Here is an 18,960-nt window from a genome sequence, read left to right as displayed (position 1 = left end):
GGGTCGCTCAGGGGGTGCGCCGGCGCAGCGTCAGGGCACCGAGGCCGAGGGCGGCGAGCACACAACCGGCGATCACCGCGACGTCGCGAAGCAGCAGGCCGGAGACCTCGTGCTCGGTGGACAGCCGGGTCATCGCGTCCACCGCGTAGGACAGCGGAAGCACGTCGGAGACCGCTTCGAGCACCGGCTGCATATGGTCGCGCGGCACGAACAGCCCGCACAGCAGGAACTGCGGCAGGATCACCGCGGGCAGGAACTGCACCGCCTGGAACTCGGTGTCGGCGAACGCGCTCACCAGCAGGCCCAGGGCCATGCCGAGCAGCGCGTTCAGGACCGCGACGCACAGGATCAGCCAGGTCGGCCCGACCACGTCCAGGTCGAGCAGCCCGATCGCGAGCCCGGTGGCCACCGCCGCCTGGAGCACCGCGACGATCCCGAACGCGAGCGCGTAGCCGCCGATCAACTGCATCTTGCCGATCGGCATGGTGAGCAGCCGCTCCAGCGTCCCGGTCGAGCGCTCGCGCAGCGTGGCCACCGACGCGACCAGGAACATCACCACGAACGGGAAGATCCCCAGCAGGGGCCCGCCGATGTGGTCGAACTGCTCCGGCCGGTCGTCGTAGAGCCAGTACAACAGCGTGAGCAGCACACACGGCACCAGGAGCATCAGCGCGACGGTGCGCGGGTCGTGCCGCAACTGGCCGAGCACCCGGCGGGCGGTGGCGGTGGTCGCGGTGCCGGTCATGACGCGCTCCTCGGGCCGGCCGCGGTCGCGGCGGACGTGGTGGGGGTTTCGGGTTCGGCCGCGGCGTCGACCAGTGCCAGGAAGGCCGCCTCCGCGTCCTCGGTCCCGGTGCGGGCGAGCAGCGCGGCGGGGGTGTCGTCGGCCAGCAGCGCGCCGTCGCGCAGCAGCAACAGCCGCTCGCAGCGCTCGGCCTCGTCCATCACGTGGCTGGACACGAGCAGCGTGACGCCGCCGGCCGCGAGCCGGTGGAACAGGCCCCACAGGTCGCGGCGCAGCACCGGGTCCAGGCCGACCGTCGGCTCGTCCAGGACCAGCAGTTCCGGTGTCCCGAGCAGCGCGGCGGCCAGTGACACCCGGGCCCGCTGCCCGCCGGACAACCGGGCCACCGGGGCGTCCTGCCGATCGGTCAGGTCCACTTCGCGCAGCACCCGGTCGAGGTCCTCGGTCGAGGCGCCGAGGAGCCGGCCGAAGTAGCGCAGGTTCTCCCGCACGGTCAGATCCGCGTACACCGACGGCGCCTGCGTGACATAGCCGATCGCGCTGCGCAACCGCCGATGCCCGGCGGGGCGCCCGAGCACGTCCAGCCGCCCGCTCACCCGCGCCTGCACGCCGACGATCGCCCGCATCAGCGTGCTCTTGCCACACCCGCTCGGCCCGAGCAGCCCGGTGACGCTCCCGCGCGGCACGGCGAACGAGACGTCGTCGAGCACCACGCGCCCGCCGCGCACGACCCGCAGCCCCTCGGCTCGGATCGCATCCTCGCCATAATTCATCATGTGTTGAATATGCGCTTCCCACCTCGCGCCGTCAAGCGATTGCCTACGCTTTCCCCCAGTCGGCAGAGGGGGGCACGCCGGTGGCGCGCATCGGCCCGTACGAGGTGCTCGAACGGCTCGGCGCCGGCGGAATGGGCGAGGTCTTCCTCGGCGTCGCCCCCTCCGGCCGCCGGGTCGCGATCAAGGTCATCCGGGCCGAACACCTGGACGATCCGGGCTTTCGGGCCCGATTCCGACGTGAGGTCGAGGCGGCTCGCAGGGTCGGCGGCGCGTTCACCGCGCCCGTGGTCAACGCGGACCCCGACGCCCCCGAACCGTGGTTCGCCACCGTCTACATCCCCGCGCCGTCGTTGGACACGGTGGTCCGCACCGGCGGCCCGCTGGATCCGCGTGCGGTGCTGCGCCTGGCGGCCGGGCTGATCGAGGCGCTCCAGGACATCCACGCGGCGGGCCTGATCCACCGCGACCTCAAGCCGGCCAACATCCTGATCACCGAACACGACGGCCCGAAGGTGATCGACTTCGGCATCGCGCGGGACACCGGCCACTCACTGCTCGTCTCCACCGGCACCGTGCTCGGAACCCCCGCCTACATGGCCCCGGAGCAGATCGAGAAGGGCGCCGCCGACTACCCGACCGACGTATTCGCGATGGGCTCCGTCCTGTCCTTCGCCGCCACCGGCCGACTCGCCTTCCCGGCCGACACCCCCATCGCGGCACTGGGGCGGATCGTCTACGGCGAGGCGGACCCGACCGGGGTCCCGCCGGAACTGGCGGACCTGATCCGCGCCTGCCTCGCCAAGGCCCCGAAGGACCGCCCGGCCCTGACCGAACTGGCCGCGATCGTGGGCGAACGCCTCGCTCCGGCACACCGGCCCGCCCACCCGGCACCGCCGCGGCAGGACCCGGCCGCCGAGCCGCCCTTCACCCCGACCGCCGACGTCGCGACCTCGCATCGCCCACCGCCACCGCGCCCCGCCCGCGGCCGCGACATCGGCGCGCACCCACCGCGACCGGAACACGAACGACGCCGCGCGCTCCTGATCACGGCCGTGACCACGGCGGCGTTCGTCGCCGGCACGGCCGCGCTGATCCACTACGCGCCCTTCTCGGACGACGGCCCGTCGGCACGCGGATCGAGCGCCCGCTCCCCCGATTCGTCCCCGACCGGGTCCACGACACCCACGGCACCCGCGACGTCCACGACGCCGACGTCCGCCGCGAGTACGCCCGCCGGCGGCACGGTCCCGGGTGACGGCAAGCCCGCACCGGACGGCGGCACCTGGTGCACCCCGGCCATGATCCGGGTGCAGATCCAGTCCGTGGAGGCGGGGAAAAGCGCCTACAGCACCGCGCAGAACGTGGCCCTGAAGGTGATCGTCACCAACGAGTCCGGCCCCGCCTGCTACGTGGACTTCGCCCCGAGCCGCGCCTACATCGAGGTCATGGCCGGCTCCGACCGGCTGTGGAGCTCGGCCGACTGCGCGTCCGGCCCGGGCACCGACGTGCGCCGGATCCAGCAGGGCGCCGCGCAGGCCGTGTCGATCACCCGGGACTGGGCCTGGACCCGTTCGAACGCCGCGCAGTGCGCCACCAACGGCGGGCAGACCAAGGCGGCCCCGGCGGACAAGGCCGCCTACCGGGCCAAGGGCGTGCTGGCGGGCCTGGAGCCCTCCGGCGAGTTCGTCTTCACCGCCACGGTCGTCCGGTGAGCCGAAGGGGCGTCCCGGCCGCGGCCGGGACGCCCCTTCGCCGAACGCCGTGTCTCAGTCGAACAACGACACGTCCCGCACCGCGCCCTTGTCCGCGCTCGTGGCCATCGCCGCGTACGCCTTCAGCGCCGTGCTGACCACCCGCTCGCGCTTCGCCGGGCGGTACTTGCCCAGGTCGTGCAGCAGGTGCTCGCGCCGCTCGGCCAGCTCCTCGAAGGAGACCTCCAGCTCGATCCGGCGGTTGGGGATGTCGATCGTGATGACGTCGCCGTCGCGCACCAGCGCGATCGCGCCACCGGCCGCCGCCTCGGGCGAGACGTGCCCGATGGACAGGCCCGAGGTGCCGCCGGAGAAGCGGCCGTCGGTGATCAGCGCACACTTCGCGCCGAGCCCGCGACCCTTGAGGAACGACGTCGGGTACAACATCTCCTGCATGCCCGGACCACCCTTGGGGCCCTCGTAGCGGACCACCACCACGTCGCCCTCCTTGACCCGCTTGGTCAGGATGGCGTCGACCGCCTCCTCCTGCGACTCGACCACCACGGCCGGGCCGGAGAAGGTCCAGATCGACTCGTCCACGCCGGCGGTCTTGACCACGCAGCCCGCCTCGGCGAGGTTGCCGTACAGGATGCCCAGGCCGCCGTCCGCGCTGTACGCGTGCGCGATGTCGCGGACGCAGCCCGAGGCCGCGTCCAGGTCGAGCGAGTCCCAGCGCTCCGACTGGCTGAACGCGGTGGCCGAGCGCACACAGCCCGGGGCCGCGTGGAACAGCTCGACCGCCTCGGCCGAGGGCGAACCGCCGCGCACGTCCCAGGTCTTGAGCCATTCGGCGAGCGAGTCGGCGTGCACCGAGGTGACGTCCTCGTGCAGCAGCCCGGCCCGGTACAGCTCGCCGAGGAGTGCCGGCACGCCGCCCGCGCGGTGCACGTCCTCCACGTGGTACGGCGCGTTGTTCGGCGCGACCTTCGCCAGACACGGCACCCGGCGCGAGAGCGCGTCGATGTCGGCCATGGTGAAGTCCAGCTCGGCCTCCTGCGCGGCGGCGAGCAGGTGCAGGATCGTGTTGGTCGAGCCGCCCATCGCGATGTCCATCGCCATCGCGTTCTCGAACGCCTGGCGGGTGGCCACGTTGCGCGGCAGCACGCTCTCGTCGTCCTGCTCGTAATAGCGCTTGGTGATCTCCACGATCGTGTGGCCCGCGCCCTCGTACAGCGCCTTGCGCGCGGTGTGCGTGGCCAGCACCGAGCCGTTGCCCGGCAGCGCCAGGCCCATCGCCTCGACCAGGAAGTTCATCGAGTTGGCGGTGAACATGCCCGCGCACGACCCGCAGGTCGGACACGCGGCGTCCTCGATCCGCTCCAGGTCCTCGTCGGAGACCTTGTCCGACGCGGAGTCGGCGATCGCGGTGATCAGGTCCAGGTGCGGACGCACCCGCCCGTCCACCATCACCGCGGTGCCGGCCTCCATCGGACCGCCGGAGACGAACACGGCGGGGATGTTCAGCCGCAGCGCGGCCATCAGCATGCCGGGGGTGATCTTGTCGCAGTTGGACACGCACACGATCGCGTCGGCCTGGTGCGCGTTGACCATGTACTCGACGGCGTCGGCGATCAGCTCGCGCGAGGGCAGCGAGTAGAGCATGCCCGAGTGGCCCATCGCGATGCCGTCGTCGACGGCGATCGTGTTGAACTCGCGCGGGATGCCGCCGGCGGCGGAGATCGCCTCGGAGACGATGCGGCCGACGGGCTGGAGGTGGGTGTGCCCCGGTACGAACTCGGTGAAGCTGTTGGCGACCGCGATGATCGGCTTGCCGAAGTCCGCACGCTTGACGCCTGCGGCCATGAGGAGCGCGCGGGCGCCCGCCATTTCGCGACCGTGGGTGACCGTCCGAGACCTGAGTTGCGGCACTGCACACACCCTCTCAGCAATTCACCGGTGGATCCGGGTGCTTTCGAGCTTACGTCCGCGACCGCGATCGACGGCGCGGCCGTCCACGATGCGACCGTCGGCGGGCCCGCGCGCCGGGGGCCCGGGCGCCGTGCGGGCAGCGGGCGCGAGAGTCGGTCAACCGTTCAGGTGGCGCTGGAGGATCGGCGCGAGCCTGCGGGCGATCTCGGCGCCCGGCGTCGAGGCGATCGGCTCCAGGCGCAGCACGTAGCGGGTCAGCGCGACGCCCAGGAGTTGGCTCACGCACAGGTTCGCGCGCAGCGCCGCGTCCGGGCCGCCGATGCCCTCGGCCAGGCGCGCGGTCAATTCGGCGCCGACGAACTCGCGAAAGGCCGGGTCGCCCCCGTCCAGCACCGCGGTGCGCATGATGGCCAGCAGCCGGGTGCCGGTGTCCGGGTGCTCCCACAACCGCACGAACGTCTCGGCCAGTCGCTCCCCCGCGTGCCCGACACCCTGGGCGAACGCCGTCGTGACCAGCGTCTCGGGATCGATCGGCAGGTCCATGGCCGCGATGAACACCCGGTCCTTGGAGCCGAAGTAGTGGTGCACGAGGGCGGGATCCACCCCGGCGCCCCGGGCGATCGCCCGGACCGACGCGCCCGCGTAGCCGCGCGCGGCGAACTCGGCGCGGGCCGCCTCCAGGATCCCGTTCCGGGTCCGCGAGGCGTCCCCGCGCCGCCCGGGCGGCCGGCCCGGACCGCGCCGCCGGGCGCCGGGCGCGTCGGCGGCGGTCTTCGGGTCAGCCATGCCGGCGCTCCGCCCCGGCCTCGGCCGCCAGGTGCAGCCGGGTGTACGCCAGCGCCTCGGCGAGGTCGGCCTCGCGCTCGGCGCGGTTGCCGCACCGGCGGGTGTTCACCTCGAGCACGACCGCGCCGGCGAACGAGGTGCGGGCCAGGTGCTCCAGGAGTTCCGCGCACGGCTGGGTGCCGCGTCCGGGCACCAGGTGCTCGTCCTTGAGCGAGCCGCTGCCGTCGGCCAGGTGTACGTGCCCGAGCCGGTCGCCCATCCGGGCCAGCATGGCCAGCGCGTCCGAGCGCGAGGTGGCGGTGTGCGACAGGTCGAGGGTGAAGTACCGGTAGTCCTCGTCGGAGGGGTCCCAGTCCGGCGCGTACGCCGCGACCTCCTTGTCCCGGTAGCGCAGCGGGAACATGTTCTCCACCGCGAACAGCACGTCGGTCTCGCCGGCCATGCGCTCGATCCCGCGCACGAAGTCGCGGGCGTAGCTGCGCTGCCACCGAAACGGCGGATGCACCACGACCGTGCGCGCGCCCAGCCGCACGGCCGCGTCCCGCGCGCGCACCAGCTTGGCCCACGGGTCGGTGCCCCACACCCGCTGGGTGATCAGCAGACAGGGCGCGTGCACGGACAGGATCGGCATCGCGTGGTGGTCGGACAACCGGCGCAGCGCCTCGATGTCCTGGCTGACCGGATCGGTCGAGACCATCACCTCGACGCCGTCGTAGCCGAGCCGGGCCGCGATCTCGAAACCGTCCGCGGTGGACTCGGGGTACACGGAGGCGGTGGACAGGGCGATCTTGGCGTCGGGCACCCGCAGCACCGCGTCCGGCACGCGCGCCGCGGACGGGTCGGACCCCGTACCCGTGAGTATGTCGTGGTCGGCCACGTCGCCCAGCGTAGAACCATCGACCGCCGTATCGACCTCGTCCCGCCGCATCGGCGCGTCCGATCCGAACCGAATCGCCACCCGACGCCCCGTCCGGCTCGACCCCCTCGGCCCCGATCGACCCGATTCGTCCCGGCCCGACGCGTCGCCGCCGGCGGGCGTCAGTCCATCCAGTCCAGCCGGCGCAGGATGATCCCCTCCCGCAGCGCCCACGGACAGATCTCCAACGTGTTCACGTCGAACAGGTCCAACGCGGCGTCGGCCACTATGGCGCCCGCCACCAACTGCGGCGCGCGTCCCACCGACACCCCCGGCAGCGCGGCCCGCTCGGTCGCGGTCATCGTCGCCAGTCGGGGCAGCCAGTCGGCCAGCCCGGCCCGGCTCAGCGAGCGTTTGACGTACGGGCCCTCCCCCGAGGACGGCGCGCCGGCGATCCGGGCGAGCTGCTTGAACGTCTTGGACGTGGCCACCACGTGGTCGGGTCGGCCGAGTCGGCTGAACTCGGCGACCGTGCGGGCGATCTCGGCGCGCACGTGCTTGCGCAGCACCCGCACCTCGTCCGCCGTGGGCGGGTCGGTGTGCAGCCAGTTCCGGGTCAGCCGGCCCGCGCCCAGCGGCAGCGAGGCGGCCGCGTCCGGCTCCTCGTCCACGCCCGCCGCGATCTCCAGCGAGCCGCCGCCGATGTCCAGGACGAGCAGCCGACCGGAGGACCAGCCGAACCAGCGGCGCACCGCCAGGAAGGTCAGCCGGGCCTCGTCGGCGCCGGTGAGCACCTGGAGGTCCACCCCGGTCTCGCGCCGCACCCGGTCGAGCACCGCCTCGGAGTTGGCCGCCTCGCGCACCGCCGAGGTGGCGAACGGCAGCAGGTCCTCGACGCCCTTGTCCTCGGCCACCTCGAGCGCCGCCGCCATCGTGCGGACCAGCAGATCTATCCCGTGCGGGGCGATGCTCCCGTCCGGCTCCAGCAGCTCGGCCAGGCGCAGATCACGCTTGTGCGAGTACGCGGGAAGGGGCCGAGCACCCTGATGGGCGTCGACCACGAGCAGGTGGACCGTATTCGATCCCACGTCGAGAACACCGAGTCGCATGGTGTCGAAGGTAATCCGTCGACCCGGGCGCGCGAGCGGGGGCGTTCCCTCGCTTGCCACGCCTTTGCCGAACCGGACATCCCACCCGGCGCTCTACGCTGGTGACGTGCCTGAGGTAGACCTGGATTTTCCCCGTGCTTGGTTCGAGTTCCCCGACCCCGACGACGCCGATCAGCTGTTCCGCTGCGATCTGACCTGGTTGACCTCGCGATGGCAGTGCATCTTCGGTGCCGGCTGCCACGGCGTGGTGGCCGGGCGGTCGCCCGACGGGTGTTGTTCGCTGGGCGCGCACTGGTCGGACGAGGACGACGAGAAGCGGGTGCTGGCCTGGGCCGAACGGCTGACCCCGCAGACCTGGCAGTTCCACGACCTGGCCGCCCGAGAGGGGGTCAGCGAGTTCGAGGACGGCGACAAGCGCACCCGGCTGGTCGACGGCGCGTGCGTGTTCCTGAACCGGCCCGGCTTCGCCGGCGGCGTCGGGTGCTCGCTGCACGCGCTCGCGCTGCGCGAGGGCGTGCATCCGCTGGAGACCAAGCCGGACGTGTGCTGGCAACTGCCGGTGCGGCGGACCTACGACTGGATCGACCGCCCGGACGAGACGCGCGTGTTGATGGTGACGATCGGCGAGTACGACCGCCGGGGCTGGGGCCCGGGCGGCCACGACCTGCACTGGTGGTGCACCGGGAGCACCGAGGCGCACGGCGCGGGCGAGCCGGTGTACGAGTCCTACGGGCCGGAGTTGCGCGAGCTGATGGGCGAGGCGGCCTACGCGGTCCTGGTCGAGGCGTGCCGGGCCCGGCTGGCCGGCGGTCGGCCGATCGCCCCGCACCCGGCGGATCCGGTCGGCTGACCGGGGTGGAGCCGGGCCCGGTCCGGGCCCGGCTCAGCCGCCGGCACTCGGGCCGCGCGACGGCGGCGTGCTCGTGGGCGTGCCGGTCGGCGGCGGGCCCGACGTGGTCGGATCGCCGGTGCTGCCCTCGATGGTGACCACGGTGCCGCCCGGATCGATCATCACCCTGGCCGACCACGAGCCCCGGGGCGCCTTCCCGGCGACGACCGAGATCGTGACGGTGTCCTCCTGCCCCGGCGCGAGCGTGCCGCGGGGTCGGCTGGGGCGCAGCCAGGCCGCCCCGGTCCGGGCCTGCCAGTCGACCGGGACCGCGCCGACGTTGCGCAGCGTGATCACGGTGCGATCCCCGGTGTGGGTGGCCGTGACCAGCGGCGGGACGGGGGCGGGGTCGCCGGGCGGCACGAACACGACGCCCGGCGCGATCCGGTCCGGCGGCGGTACGGGCGGCGCGACGGCGGCCGGTGCCGAGCCGTGTCCGTGCGACGGGCCGCCGACACCGGGGCGCACGGCGGTCGCGGCCGGGGAGGCCGTCGGTTCCGCGGGCCCGTTCGACACGGTCCCGTCGGCGGTGTCCACGTGCGCCGACGCGATGGTGACCACCCTGACGGTCGGCCCGGCGGCGGACCCGCCGGAGGCCTGCCACAGGGCCAGCGCGGGCGCGGCCACCACGGCGGCCACCACGACCGCCGCGATCACCGTGGCCCGGCGGCGATTGCCGCGCTCGACCACCCGGGCCGGAAAGACCGGGAAGCCGGCCCGGTCGAACTCGGCGACCCGGCGGGCGATCTCCGGCGGCCGCTGGGCGGAGCGGCCCTTGCCCACCTCGCCCAGCACCTCGATCCGCAGCGCCGCGGGCGGGGCGACCAGCGCGAGCCCGACCGGCACCGCCGCGGCGCCCGTGGTCGGCGCGAGCAGGGTCGCCGCGCGGCGCACGTGCGGCCCGCACCGCCGACACGTCTCGACGTGTGTGATCAATCGTTCGCGCAGTGCCGAGGTGAGCCGCCCGGTGGCCAACTCCTGGCCCTCCGGGCAGCCGTGCGAGGCCTCGGCGCCCGCGACCGCCGCCCGGGTCCGGTCCACCTCGCGCCCGGCGCACAGGAGCAGGCTGCGGGCGTGCTGCTCGTCACAGCCGAGCACGGCGGCCAGGCCGCGCGGATCGAGCCCGTGCCGCGCCGACAACTCCAGCGCCTCGCGCCGCTCCGGCGCCAGTCCCACCGCGTCGGGCCAGGCGAGTTCGTCCAGGTCGCCGCGCGGGCCGGGGGCGCGCCCGGCCTCGGTGCCGGGGAACAGGTCGATCGGCTCGTCGGCGTCGCCCGCCAGCGGCGGCAGGCTGCGCTCGTGCGCCCACACCACCCGTACGTCCTCGGGCCGGGCGGGCCCGGCCCCGACCCGCACGTGGGCGTCGAGGCGCACCAGGCACTCGTAGCGGGCGAGCGCGTACAACCACGGTTTGAGCAGATCCAGGTCCGGCAGTCGGCCGATGTGACGGTCGGCGAGCACGAACGTGCTGCGGAGGGATTCCGCGGCCGCCCGATGATCGCGCAGCACCGACAGGCAGTAGGTGTAGAGCCCTTCGGCGTAGGCGTCGTAGGCGGCGCGTCCCCACGAAAGCACCGCGGCGGGGGCCGATGCCCGGCCGGTTACCGAATCCGTCACGTTCGTGAACGTAGGTGGCGGAGCGCCCCCGACTCAGGCGATTTGCACTTTCATACGCCTTTCGAGGTCGACAATCATACTTTCGAGTGAATATCCGTCACCTTTGCCGGAATTCACTCGTCGCGCCTCCATGCGACGGCGGTCCTCCGGTGACCGACAGCGAAACACCGGTCGGATTCGCCGAAACGGACACCGCCCACGTGGTGGCCGGTGCCCTGTCCGGATTCGCCGAGATCGTGATCGATATCGACTGCCCGTTGGCGAGTGTGCCGGCGCGGGAACTCACCGTGAGCCAGTCGTTCTCCGACATCGTCAGCGACCAGGTGACCGGCCCGCCGGTCGCGGTGAGCCGGACGGTCTGCGCGGCGCCGTCCGCGCCGAGGTCCACCGTCGAGCGGGACCAGGACAGGGTGCCCGGCGCCGCCGGATTGCCCGCGTCGGTGCCGCCCGACCGGGGAAGGGTCACCGGCCCGCCGGCGACCGAGGCGGCACCGCCCGTCGAGGGCTTGGCACTTCGGCTCGTCCGCGCGGTCGGCTTCGCCGCCGCGGCCCGGGTGCTCGGCGCCGAGGTCGGCACCGCCCGCGCCGTCGACGGCGCCGGCGCGGTACTCGGGACCACACTCGCGACGGCGGCCGGCGGCTCGGCCGGACGCAGCGCCGGCGGCCGCTCCGGGGGTGGCGCCGTACTCAGCGCGATCGGCGTGTCGTGCTCGGCCCCGGGCCGCAACAGCACCGCCGTGCCGAGCACCAGCGCGACGGCCGTCGCACACGCGGCCACCACCGGCACCCGCGACCTCGGCCGACCCGTGCCCTTCGGAAAGCCGCCCCGCTCGACCGGATCCACCGGCTCGGCCGAGCCGTCCGCGCGCAGCGCCATCCGGATCGCGTACGGCGCGTTGGCCGACCCGCCGCCCGCGAGCAGCGCCCGCACCTCCACCGGCCCCGGGCGCAGCGCCACGCAGTCCGGGCAGGAGTCGACGTGCAGGTGCAGCGGTTGTCGCAGCCCCGCCTCGACCGCGGCCCCCGCGTCCGGCAGCAGCAACGCGAGTTCAGGGCAGTCCCGCCGTGCGTGCGTGGCCACCGCGTACACCGCGAGCGCCTGCTCGAACTGGACCGGTCCGCGCGCGAGCAGCCGCGCCGCCCGCCGCTCGGACACGCCCAGCACATCGGCCACTTCGGCGTCGCTCAGGCGGTGCCGCGCCGACAGGTCCAGGGCGATCCGCTCGTCCTCGTCGACCGCCCACAGCGCGTACGGCACCAGCGGCGCCAACCGGCGTCGATCGGGTACCGACCACCCCGCGCCGCCCGCGGCCAGGACCTGCTCGACCACCCCGGGACCGGGCCGCTCGACCGCCGCCCGCTCGGCCACGACCCGGACCAGCGCGTACAGCAGCGCCCGGCTCCGGCGCGGGTCGCGCAACGCGCGGATCCGCTCCGGCGCGACCGCCAGCGTCTCGCGCACCACCCGCTCGGCGACCCGGGGTCGATACCCGAGCGCCACACAGAAGCCGAACAACGCGTCACCGTGGGCGTCGTACAACGCCACCGCGTCGGGCACCGCGCCCGTTTCGTCCGTCGTCCCGGATTCCCGCACCGCACCGTCCCCCGCCATGCCGCCACACGGTAGGCAGAACGCCCGACCGCCACCATCGCTTTGCCCACCCGGTGACAGGATCAAGACATTCCGCCCGTGATCGATCCCGACCGCTCCTCCATTGTCGGCGCGGGCCGTTACGGTTCCTGGCATGGCCAGGACCACCACGAAGGATCGCCCGTCGTATCGCTGTACCGAGTGCGGCTGGACCGGGCCGAAATGGCTCGGCCGCTGCAACGAGTGCCACGCGTGGGGCACGGTCGAGGAGTTCGGCGCCCCCAAGGCCCGCTCGATCGCCGCCGGACCGGTCACCACCGCGGCGCTGCCGATCGGCCGGATCGACGTACAGCAGGCCCGGTTCCGCCCGACCGGCGTCGACGAGTTGGACCGGGTGCTCGGCGGCGGCCTGGTCCCGGGCGCGGTCGTACTGCTCGCGGGCGAGCCCGGCGTCGGCAAGTCGACCCTGCTGCTCGACGTGGCGAGCAAGTCCGCCTCGCCGGACGCCCGCACCCTCTACATCACCGGCGAGGAGTCGGCCGCCCAGGTCCGCCTGCGCGCGGGCCGGATCGGCGCGCTCGACGAGGAGCTCTACCTCGCCGCCGAGACCGACCTCGCCGCGCTGATCAGCCACGTCGACGCGGTCAAGCCCGCGCTCCTGGTGGTCGACTCGGTGCAGACCATCGCCTCACCCGCGATCGACGGCGCGCCCGGCGGCGTATCGCAGATCCGCGAGGTGACCGGCGCGCTGATCCGGATCGCCAAGGAACGCAACATCGCCACCGTGCTGGTCGGCCACGTCACCAAGGACGGCTCGATCGCCGGCCCGCGCCTGCTGGAGCACCTGGTCGACGTGGTGCTGCACTTCGAGGGCGACCGACACGCCCGACTGCGCCTGGTCCGCGCGATCAAGAACCGCTACGGCACCGCCGACGAGGTCGGCTGCTTCGAACTGCACGACGAGGGCATCACCGGCCTGACCGACCCCAGCGGCCTGTTCCTGACCCAGCGCGCGGAGCCGGTCTCCGGCACCTGCGTCACGGTGACCCTGGAGGGCAAGCGGCCCCTGGTGGTCGAGGTCCAGGCACTGGTGGCCCCGTCCCAGATCCCCACCCCGCGACGGGCCACCTCGGGCCTGGACTCGGCCCGGATCGGCATGGTGCTCGCGGTCCTGGAGCGGCGCGGCGGGGTGCGCCTGGAGAAGACCGAGATCCACACCGCCACCGTCGGCGGCGTCAAGCTCACCGAACCGGCCGCCGACCTGGCCGCGGCGCTGGCCCTCGCGGGCGCCGCCGCCGACCACCCGCTGCCGACCAAGCTGGTCGCGGTCGGCGAGGTCGGCCTCGCGGGCGAGATCCGCCGCACCACCGGCGTACAGCGGCGGCTCGCCGAGGCGTTCCGACTCGGCTTCACCCACGCCCTGGTGCCGCCCGATCCCGGCAAGATCCCCAAGGGCATGAAGGTGATCGAGGTGGCCGACATCCGCGAGGCGCTGCGCGCGTTCAACCTGGTCTCCGCACGCGAGCGCCGGGACGACCGCACATGATCGTCCGGGCCCGCCGACCCGGCCCGCGACACCCTCCCCCGCGCGCCCGGCCCCGTTCCCGGGCGCCGTCCGGCAACTTTCCGGGTGCCCCGAGGAGTGACCATGTGTCGCCTCGGACATACTCGACACGCGGAGCGGCGCGCACGACCCGTGCCGAAACACGGCTTCGAGTCGGTTGCGGCGACCGGTCGGCGGCCGGGAGGCACTAGACTTTTCCACCGATCTTCCGACGTAGCGGCCGACCTGTGTCGTCCGCAGGTCCTGAGGCGCTCCCGGCCGTGCATACCGGAGCAAATGCCCGGGTGACGGCCGATGGCCGGCCGAGGATGGCAACGACCACGGGGAGTTCTGTGGCTACGAATGACCGGACCGACAAGGGCACGAGTGCCGACGCGGCTCTCGTGAGGGCCGCGCTGCAGTCCGTGGCCCCGGGCACCGCCCTGCGCGACGGCCTGGAGCGCATCCTCCGGGGCAACACGGGCGGCCTGATCGTGCTGGGTTTCGACAAGACGGTGGAGGCGCTGTCCACCGGCGGCTTCGTGCTCGACGTCGAGTTCTCCGCGACCCGGCTGCGCGAGTTGTGCAAGCTCGACGGCGGGGTGGTGGTCGACCGCGAGTGCACGAAGATCGTCCGGGCGGGCGTGCAACTCGTCCCGGATCCGTCGATCCCGACGGAGGAGACCGGCACCCGGCACCGCACCGCCGAGCGGGTCAACAAGCAGACCGGCTACCCGGTGGTCTCGGTGAGCCAGTCCATGCGCCTGATCGCGCTCTACGTGAACGGTCGGCGACACGTCCTGGAGGACTCGGCGGCGATTCTGTCCCGGGCCAACCAGGCGCTCGCCACCCTGGAGCGCTACAAGCTGCGCCTCGACGAGGTGTCGGGCACGCTGTCCGCCCTGGAGATCGAGGATCTGGTCACCGTTCGCGACGTGTGCGCGGTGTCCCAGCGGTTGGAGATGGTGCGCCTGATCGCCCGCGAGATCGACGGCTACGTCACCGAGTTGGGGGTCGACGGCCGGTTGCTCTCGCTGCAACTCGAAGAGTTGATCGCGGGTGTCGAGGACGACCGCAAGCTGGTCGCCCGCGACTACGTGCCGGAGCGCGCGATCAAGCGCGGCCGGACCGAGGCCGACGTGCTCGACGAACTCGACGGTCTGGCCCACGCGGATCTGCTCGACCTGCAGACGGTGGCCCGCGCGCTCGGCTTCACCTCGGGCCACGAGGTCCTCGACTCGGCGGTCAGCCCGCGCGGCTACCGACTGCTCGCCAAGGTCCCCCGGCTCCCACCGGTGGTGATCGAGCGGCTCGTGGAGCACTTCGGCGGCCTGCAGAAGCTGCTCGCGGCCAGCGTGGACGACCTCCAGGCGGTGGACGGCGTGGGCGAGGCCCGGGCCCGCAGCGTCCGCGAGGGGCTGTCCCGGCTCGCCGAGTCCTCGATCCTGGAGCGCTACGTCTGACCGCTCGACGGTGACACGGGAAGGGCCCCGGCGCTTGGCGCCGGGGCCCTTCCCGTGGTGTCCACGTCCCGCGTGCGGATTTCGCCGTGCCGGTACGCCGTTACTTGCCGACCGTGGCGGTGAAGATGAACTCGCCGGAGGGCTCCAGGCCCGCCAGCACGCCCTTGGCCCGGTAGGCGGCCTTGTCCGCCGGGGCCGCCTTGGTCTGCCCGCCGTTGGTGGCGCACTGCCGCGCGTCGGAGCGGGTCCAGGCCCAGTCCCGGGTGATCGACACGGCCTGCGAGGCGCCCTGCTGGATCTGGCGCAGGTCGGTGCCCGGACCGGGCGCGCAGTCGGCCGAGCTCCACAGCCGGTCGCTGCCGGACAACACCTCGATGTAGGCGTGGCTCGGCGCGAGATCGACGTAGCAGGTGGGGCCGGACTCGTTGGTGACGATCACCTTCAGGGCCACGTTCTGCGAGGCGTTGTAGGCGCTCTTGCCCGCCTCCACCGGCTGGATCTGCACCCGGATCATGGCCGGGGTGCACCAGGTGCCGCCGCCCGGAGCGGGCTTGCCGCCACCCGGAACCGTGCCGCCGCCCGGGTTGCCCGCGCCGCCCGCCGACTGACCGCTCTGGCCGCTCTGCCCACCGGGCTGGCCGGAGGCGCCGGCCGACGTGCCGGCGGAGGCGCCCGAAGAGGTGCCGGTGGTACCGCCGGGCGTGCCCGTACTCCCGCCGGGGATCGGCGGATTGGCACCGTTGGTCGGGTTGGCCCCGGGCGTGATGCCCCCCGGATCGGGCGAGACCGAGCCGGACGGGATCGGCTTCTTGTCCGAGGCGTTCTTCTTGTCGTCGGAGTCCCCACCGGCAGTGCATGCCCAGGCCACCAGCGCGATCAACAGCGCGAGGGCGAGCAGCACGACGACCCGCCGACGCCAATAGACGGTTGACGGCAGGTGACCCACGGGACGGCGCATCGAGTCCACGCGCAAACTCTAGGGGAGATCGTTACGCCGTCCGGTGTAGCCACACCGTCCGAAGCGTTGGATTTTCCCGCCGTGTCGCGGCCGAAGAAGCCCTGGTCGCGGGCCTATTCCGGCATTTGCGGGCAGAAGCCACCGTCACTCGCCCGAGTGACCCCCCCGTAACGTGCGAGGATCGGGGAGAGATGTCACACGCACTGCACGAGCCGATCCTCGACTGGTATTCGGCCAACAACCGCGATCTGCCCTGGCGTACCCCCGACGCGTCCGCGTGGGCGGTGGTCGTCAGCGAGTTCATGCTGCAACAGACCCCGGTGGCCCGGGTGTTGCCGGCCTATACGGCCTGGCTGGAGCGCTGGCCCACCCCCGCCGCACTGGCCGCCGACGAGCCGGGCGAGGCGGTGCGGATGTGGGGCCGGCTCGGCTACCCGCGCCGTGCCCTGCGCCTGCACGGCGCGGCGACCGCGATGGTCGACCGGCACGACGGCGAGGTGCCGCGCGAACACGCGGACCTGCTCGCGCTGCCCGGGGTCGGCGAGTACACCGCCGCCGCCATCGCCTCGTTCGCGTTCGGTCAGCGACACATCGTGCTCGACACCAACGTACGCCGGGTGATCGGCCGGGCGATCGACGGCGTCGAGTATCCGCCGCAGGCCACCACGCCGGCCGAACGGCGCACCGCGACCACGCTGTTGCCCGCCACCGCCGAGACGGCGTCGACCTGGGCGGTCGCGATCATGGAACTCGGCGCACTGGTGTGCACGGCCAAGTCGCCCAAGTGTGTCGGGTGTCCGATCGCGGCGCTGTGCGCGTGGCGACTGGCCGGCAAGCCCGCCTACACGGGTCCGCCGCGCCGCGGCCAGACGTACGCGGGCACCGACCGCCAGGTCCGGGGCCGACTGCTGGCGGTGCTGCGGGACAGCGCCGAACCGGTGGACCAGGCCGCGTTGGACGCGGTGTGGGACGAACCCGTCCAGCGTGCGCGGGCGCTGGACGGGCTGGTCGCCGACGGGCTGGTGGAGCCGCTGGCGGCGGGTGTGTACCGCCTGCCGGCCGGTCCGCTCAGTGACAGTACTTCTTCTCCGCGTCGATCGGATTCGTCGGAATCCGCATCGAATTCCGTTTCACCGAGCCGGTGAAATTCTTCCAGAATCGGGACAACGACATCGGCTCGCGGGTCGCTTCCTGAAGTTCGCGAATTCCGCCGCAATTCAGCGCCCGACGGGCCGCCTCGACCTTTGCCGGATCGACATTGCGCAGGTCGAGCGGGGTGCCCGGCCGGGTGAAGTCGGCCAGAATCCATTCGATGTAGGTCAGTTTGTCGTGCCCCGACCGGGTCCGATAGTCGAGGTCGAGGTGTGCGCCGAGCGGATTCGCCAGGCCGAAGATGTCGATCGCCAGACCCGAGGTCGGCACCAGCACGGCGGGCTGGCCGAGCGCGCCGTAGACGACCGAATCGGTGACCGGGACATGGTATTTGAGCGGCGCGGACCGGAAGTCGAAGTTCAACATCCAGAACTTGTCGGGCTCGTGGTAGTAGGTCAGATAGACGAACTGCGCGCCGGGCGCCGCCCGATCCGCCTGCCATTCCCTGCCGACCCCTTCGAGCCGCTTCACGAACGCCGCCCGATAGGACGCCGCGGTGACCGGATTCGACTCGCCCGTCCAGGCCGTGTACCAGGTGCGGGTGTCCTCGATGTTCTTCGGCCCGAAGCCCTGGTACGGCACCCGCATCGCGGCCGCGCAGACCAGCGACCACACCGCGAGCGCGGCCGCGGTACTCGCGTACAGCCGTTGCAGCGGCAACACCAGGACCGGCAGCAGGAAGGCGAAGGTGCCCGGCAGCAGCAGCCGGGCGTGCATGAAGTCGCCGCCGACCACGATCACGTAGCCGAGCAGCACCGTGCCCGCGACCAGCGCGGTCCCGGTCAGCACCCGGATCCGGTAGCGCTCGAAGTCGCCCACCGAGCGGCCGACGGTCGCCAGCAGACCGACCGCGACCACGGTCAGCAGCAGCGGCGCCCAGATGTTGTACGGGCTCGCGTAGTCCTCGAAGTACGTCCACCCGCGCCCGACGTCGGTCTTGGTGCCCTCCTTGGCTATCGCCGTGTTGGGCAGCAGGACGCCGTAGTAGCCCATCCGGAAGAGCTGGTACAGCACCGGCAGCAGGCCGCCGCACGCCGCGAGCACGGCCAGCCGTTTCGGGGTCGGCCGCAGCAGCAGCCAGGCGGCCACCGCGAACACGACGGTGCCGAGCGCGAGGTCGGGCCGCACCAGGACACCCATGCCGAGCGCGAACGAGGTCCACGCCTGGCGCGCGAACGAGGTGACCCGGTCCAGCCGGACCAGCAGACACCAACTCGTGCCCAGCCAGACGAAGATCAGGCCCATCTCCAGGCCCGAGGTGGCGAAGTCCCAGAACGGCGGGAGCGCGGCGATCACGAGCGCGCCGGCGGGCAGCGGCAGGCCGCCGCCGGGCAGGTCGCGGTAGAGCCGACGAGTGCCCGCCGAGGCCAGCGCCAGGCCGACGACCGCACAGCCGAGCGAGCCGTAGACCGCGACGGCCACCAGGTCGATCCCGGTCACCCCGCCGACCAGCGCGAGCAGCCACGGCCACAACGTCGAGGTCGCCGCCTCGGCCCGCTCGCCCACGTTGAAATTGGGTCCGTTGCCGTCCAGAATCTGCTGTGAGACGCGGACGAAGATCAGCCCGTCGTCGCCGATCCAGCGCCGCTGGAAGGCGGCCACGCCGAGCAGCAGGGCCGGGACCAGCACGACGGCGAGACCCCATCCGGTCCGCGCGTCCGGCCGATACCACGGTCTATGTGGCGATATATCCGGACCGGAATTCTTCGCGTCCTCGACCGCGTGGTCCTCGACCAAGGCGCTTTCTACGCCCATCGTCCTGCCCCCGAGCTCTTGTGGTTCACACTTCGATCCGCTCGATAATAACATCGGTGAAATACCTGTTCGAATTACCCCTGCCCGAAGCCCGGCAATG

At 72.9% G+C, this 18,960-nt stretch carries 15 protein-coding genes; 5 read left to right on the top strand and 10 right to left on the bottom strand.

Translation table 11 applies throughout. The features are described from left to right. Nucleotides 1-7: 7 nt before the first annotated feature. Nucleotides 8-745 (bottom strand): ABC transporter permease, encoded by a 738-nt coding sequence (locus EMA17_RS24650; protein ID WP_126639284.1) that lies wholly within the window; start codon nt 743-745, stop codon nt 8-10. Continuing rightward, complete coding sequence (locus EMA17_RS24645; RefSeq protein ID WP_126639283.1) at nt 742-1,521, bottom strand: ABC transporter ATP-binding protein; 780 nt, start codon at nt 1,519-1,521, stop codon at nt 742-744. The genes EMA17_RS24650 and EMA17_RS24645 overlap by 4 nt, the downstream gene beginning before the upstream one ends. Before the next feature lie 80 nt (nt 1,522-1,601). On the opposite strand from EMA17_RS24645, the gene EMA17_RS24640 reads away from it, so the two are divergent. Beyond that, nucleotides 1,602-3,233: a serine/threonine-protein kinase gene (locus tag EMA17_RS24640; protein ID WP_126639282.1), complete on the top strand. Its 1,632-nt coding sequence runs from the start codon at nt 1,602-1,604 to the stop codon at nt 3,231-3,233. A gap of 54 nt (nt 3,234-3,287) precedes the next feature. Here EMA17_RS24640 and ilvD read toward each other — a convergent pair whose 3' ends face one another. The 4 genes from ilvD to EMA17_RS24620 all read right to left on the bottom strand — a co-directional run bounded on the left by ilvD (nt 3,288) and on the right by EMA17_RS24620 (nt 7,892). Further along, entirely contained in the window at nt 3,288-5,141 is a 1,854-nt protein-coding gene (gene ilvD / locus EMA17_RS24635; RefSeq protein ID WP_126639281.1) for a dihydroxy-acid dehydratase, read from the bottom strand. A gap of 156 nt (nt 5,142-5,297) precedes the next feature. Beyond that, nucleotides 5,298-5,927, bottom strand: coding sequence for a TetR/AcrR family transcriptional regulator (locus EMA17_RS24630; RefSeq protein WP_126639280.1), 630 nt, complete (start codon nt 5,925-5,927; stop codon nt 5,298-5,300). Next, nucleotides 5,920-6,738 carry a sugar phosphate isomerase/epimerase family protein gene (locus tag EMA17_RS24625; RefSeq protein ID WP_126639382.1) on the bottom strand — a complete coding sequence of 273 codons (819 nt, stop codon included), beginning with the start codon at nt 6,736-6,738 and terminating at the stop codon, nt 5,920-5,922. Before EMA17_RS24625 ends, EMA17_RS24630 begins: the two co-directional genes overlap by 8 nt. Before the next feature lie 227 nt (nt 6,739-6,965). Beyond that, the gene (locus tag EMA17_RS24620; protein WP_126639279.1) at nt 6,966-7,892 is read right to left on the bottom strand and encodes a Ppx/GppA family phosphatase; all 927 of its coding nucleotides are present in this window, start codon (nt 7,890-7,892) and stop codon (nt 6,966-6,968) included. A gap of 106 nt (nt 7,893-7,998) precedes the next feature. Between EMA17_RS24620 and EMA17_RS24615 the strand changes: the two genes are divergently transcribed. Beyond that, nucleotides 7,999-8,742 (top strand): DUF3109 family protein, encoded by a 744-nt coding sequence (locus EMA17_RS24615; RefSeq protein WP_174861426.1) that lies wholly within the window; start codon nt 7,999-8,001, stop codon nt 8,740-8,742. A gap of 33 nt (nt 8,743-8,775) precedes the next feature. Here the strand turns inward: EMA17_RS24615 and EMA17_RS24610 are convergent, their stop codons facing one another. Together EMA17_RS24610 and EMA17_RS24605 are read right to left on the bottom strand one after the other, a co-directional pair. Next, nucleotides 8,776-10,398, bottom strand: coding sequence for a hypothetical protein (locus EMA17_RS24610; protein WP_126639277.1), 1,623 nt, complete (start codon nt 10,396-10,398; stop codon nt 8,776-8,778). A gap of 97 nt (nt 10,399-10,495) precedes the next feature. Further along, the gene (locus tag EMA17_RS24605) at nt 10,496-12,010 is read right to left on the bottom strand and encodes a BACON domain-containing protein (protein WP_126639276.1); all 1,515 of its coding nucleotides are present in this window, start codon (nt 12,008-12,010) and stop codon (nt 10,496-10,498) included. 133 nt (nt 12,011-12,143) lie between these two features. On the opposite strand from EMA17_RS24605, the gene radA reads away from it, so the two are divergent. Both radA and disA read left to right on the top strand, forming a co-directional pair. Next, complete coding sequence (gene radA, locus EMA17_RS24600; RefSeq protein WP_126639275.1) at nt 12,144-13,535, top strand: DNA repair protein RadA; 1,392 nt, start codon at nt 12,144-12,146, stop codon at nt 13,533-13,535. Between the two features lie 350 nt (nt 13,536-13,885). Continuing rightward, entirely contained in the window at nt 13,886-14,995 is a 1,110-nt protein-coding gene (disA, locus tag EMA17_RS24595; RefSeq protein WP_246126866.1) for a DNA integrity scanning diadenylate cyclase DisA, read from the top strand. A 100-nt stretch (nt 14,996-15,095) separates the two neighbouring features. Here disA and EMA17_RS24590 read toward each other — a convergent pair whose 3' ends face one another. Next, entirely contained in the window at nt 15,096-15,962 is an 867-nt protein-coding gene (locus EMA17_RS24590) for a hypothetical protein (RefSeq protein WP_126639274.1), read from the bottom strand. A gap of 182 nt (nt 15,963-16,144) precedes the next feature. On the opposite strand from EMA17_RS24590, the gene EMA17_RS24585 reads away from it, so the two are divergent. Continuing rightward, nucleotides 16,145-17,098 (top strand): iron-sulfur binding domain-containing protein, encoded by a 954-nt coding sequence (locus tag EMA17_RS24585; RefSeq protein ID WP_126639273.1) that lies wholly within the window; start codon nt 16,145-16,147, stop codon nt 17,096-17,098. Here EMA17_RS24585 and EMA17_RS24580 read toward each other — a convergent pair. Then, on the bottom strand, nt 17,022-18,860 hold the full coding sequence (locus EMA17_RS24580) for an arabinofuranosyltransferase AftB family protein (RefSeq protein WP_126639272.1): 1,839 nt from the start codon (nt 18,858-18,860) through the stop codon (nt 17,022-17,024). The two genes, EMA17_RS24585 and EMA17_RS24580, sit on opposite strands and share 77 nt — an antisense overlap. Nucleotides 18,861-18,960 lie beyond the last annotated feature (100 nt).

The sequence above is a fragment of the Embleya hyalina genome (assembly GCF_003967355.1).
In the GTDB taxonomy this organism is placed as follows: Bacteria; Actinomycetota; Actinomycetes; order Streptomycetales; family Streptomycetaceae; genus Embleya; species Embleya hyalina.
Note: the sequence above shows the minus strand (reverse complement) of the source record. Positions and strands in the feature narration are given on the sequence as shown.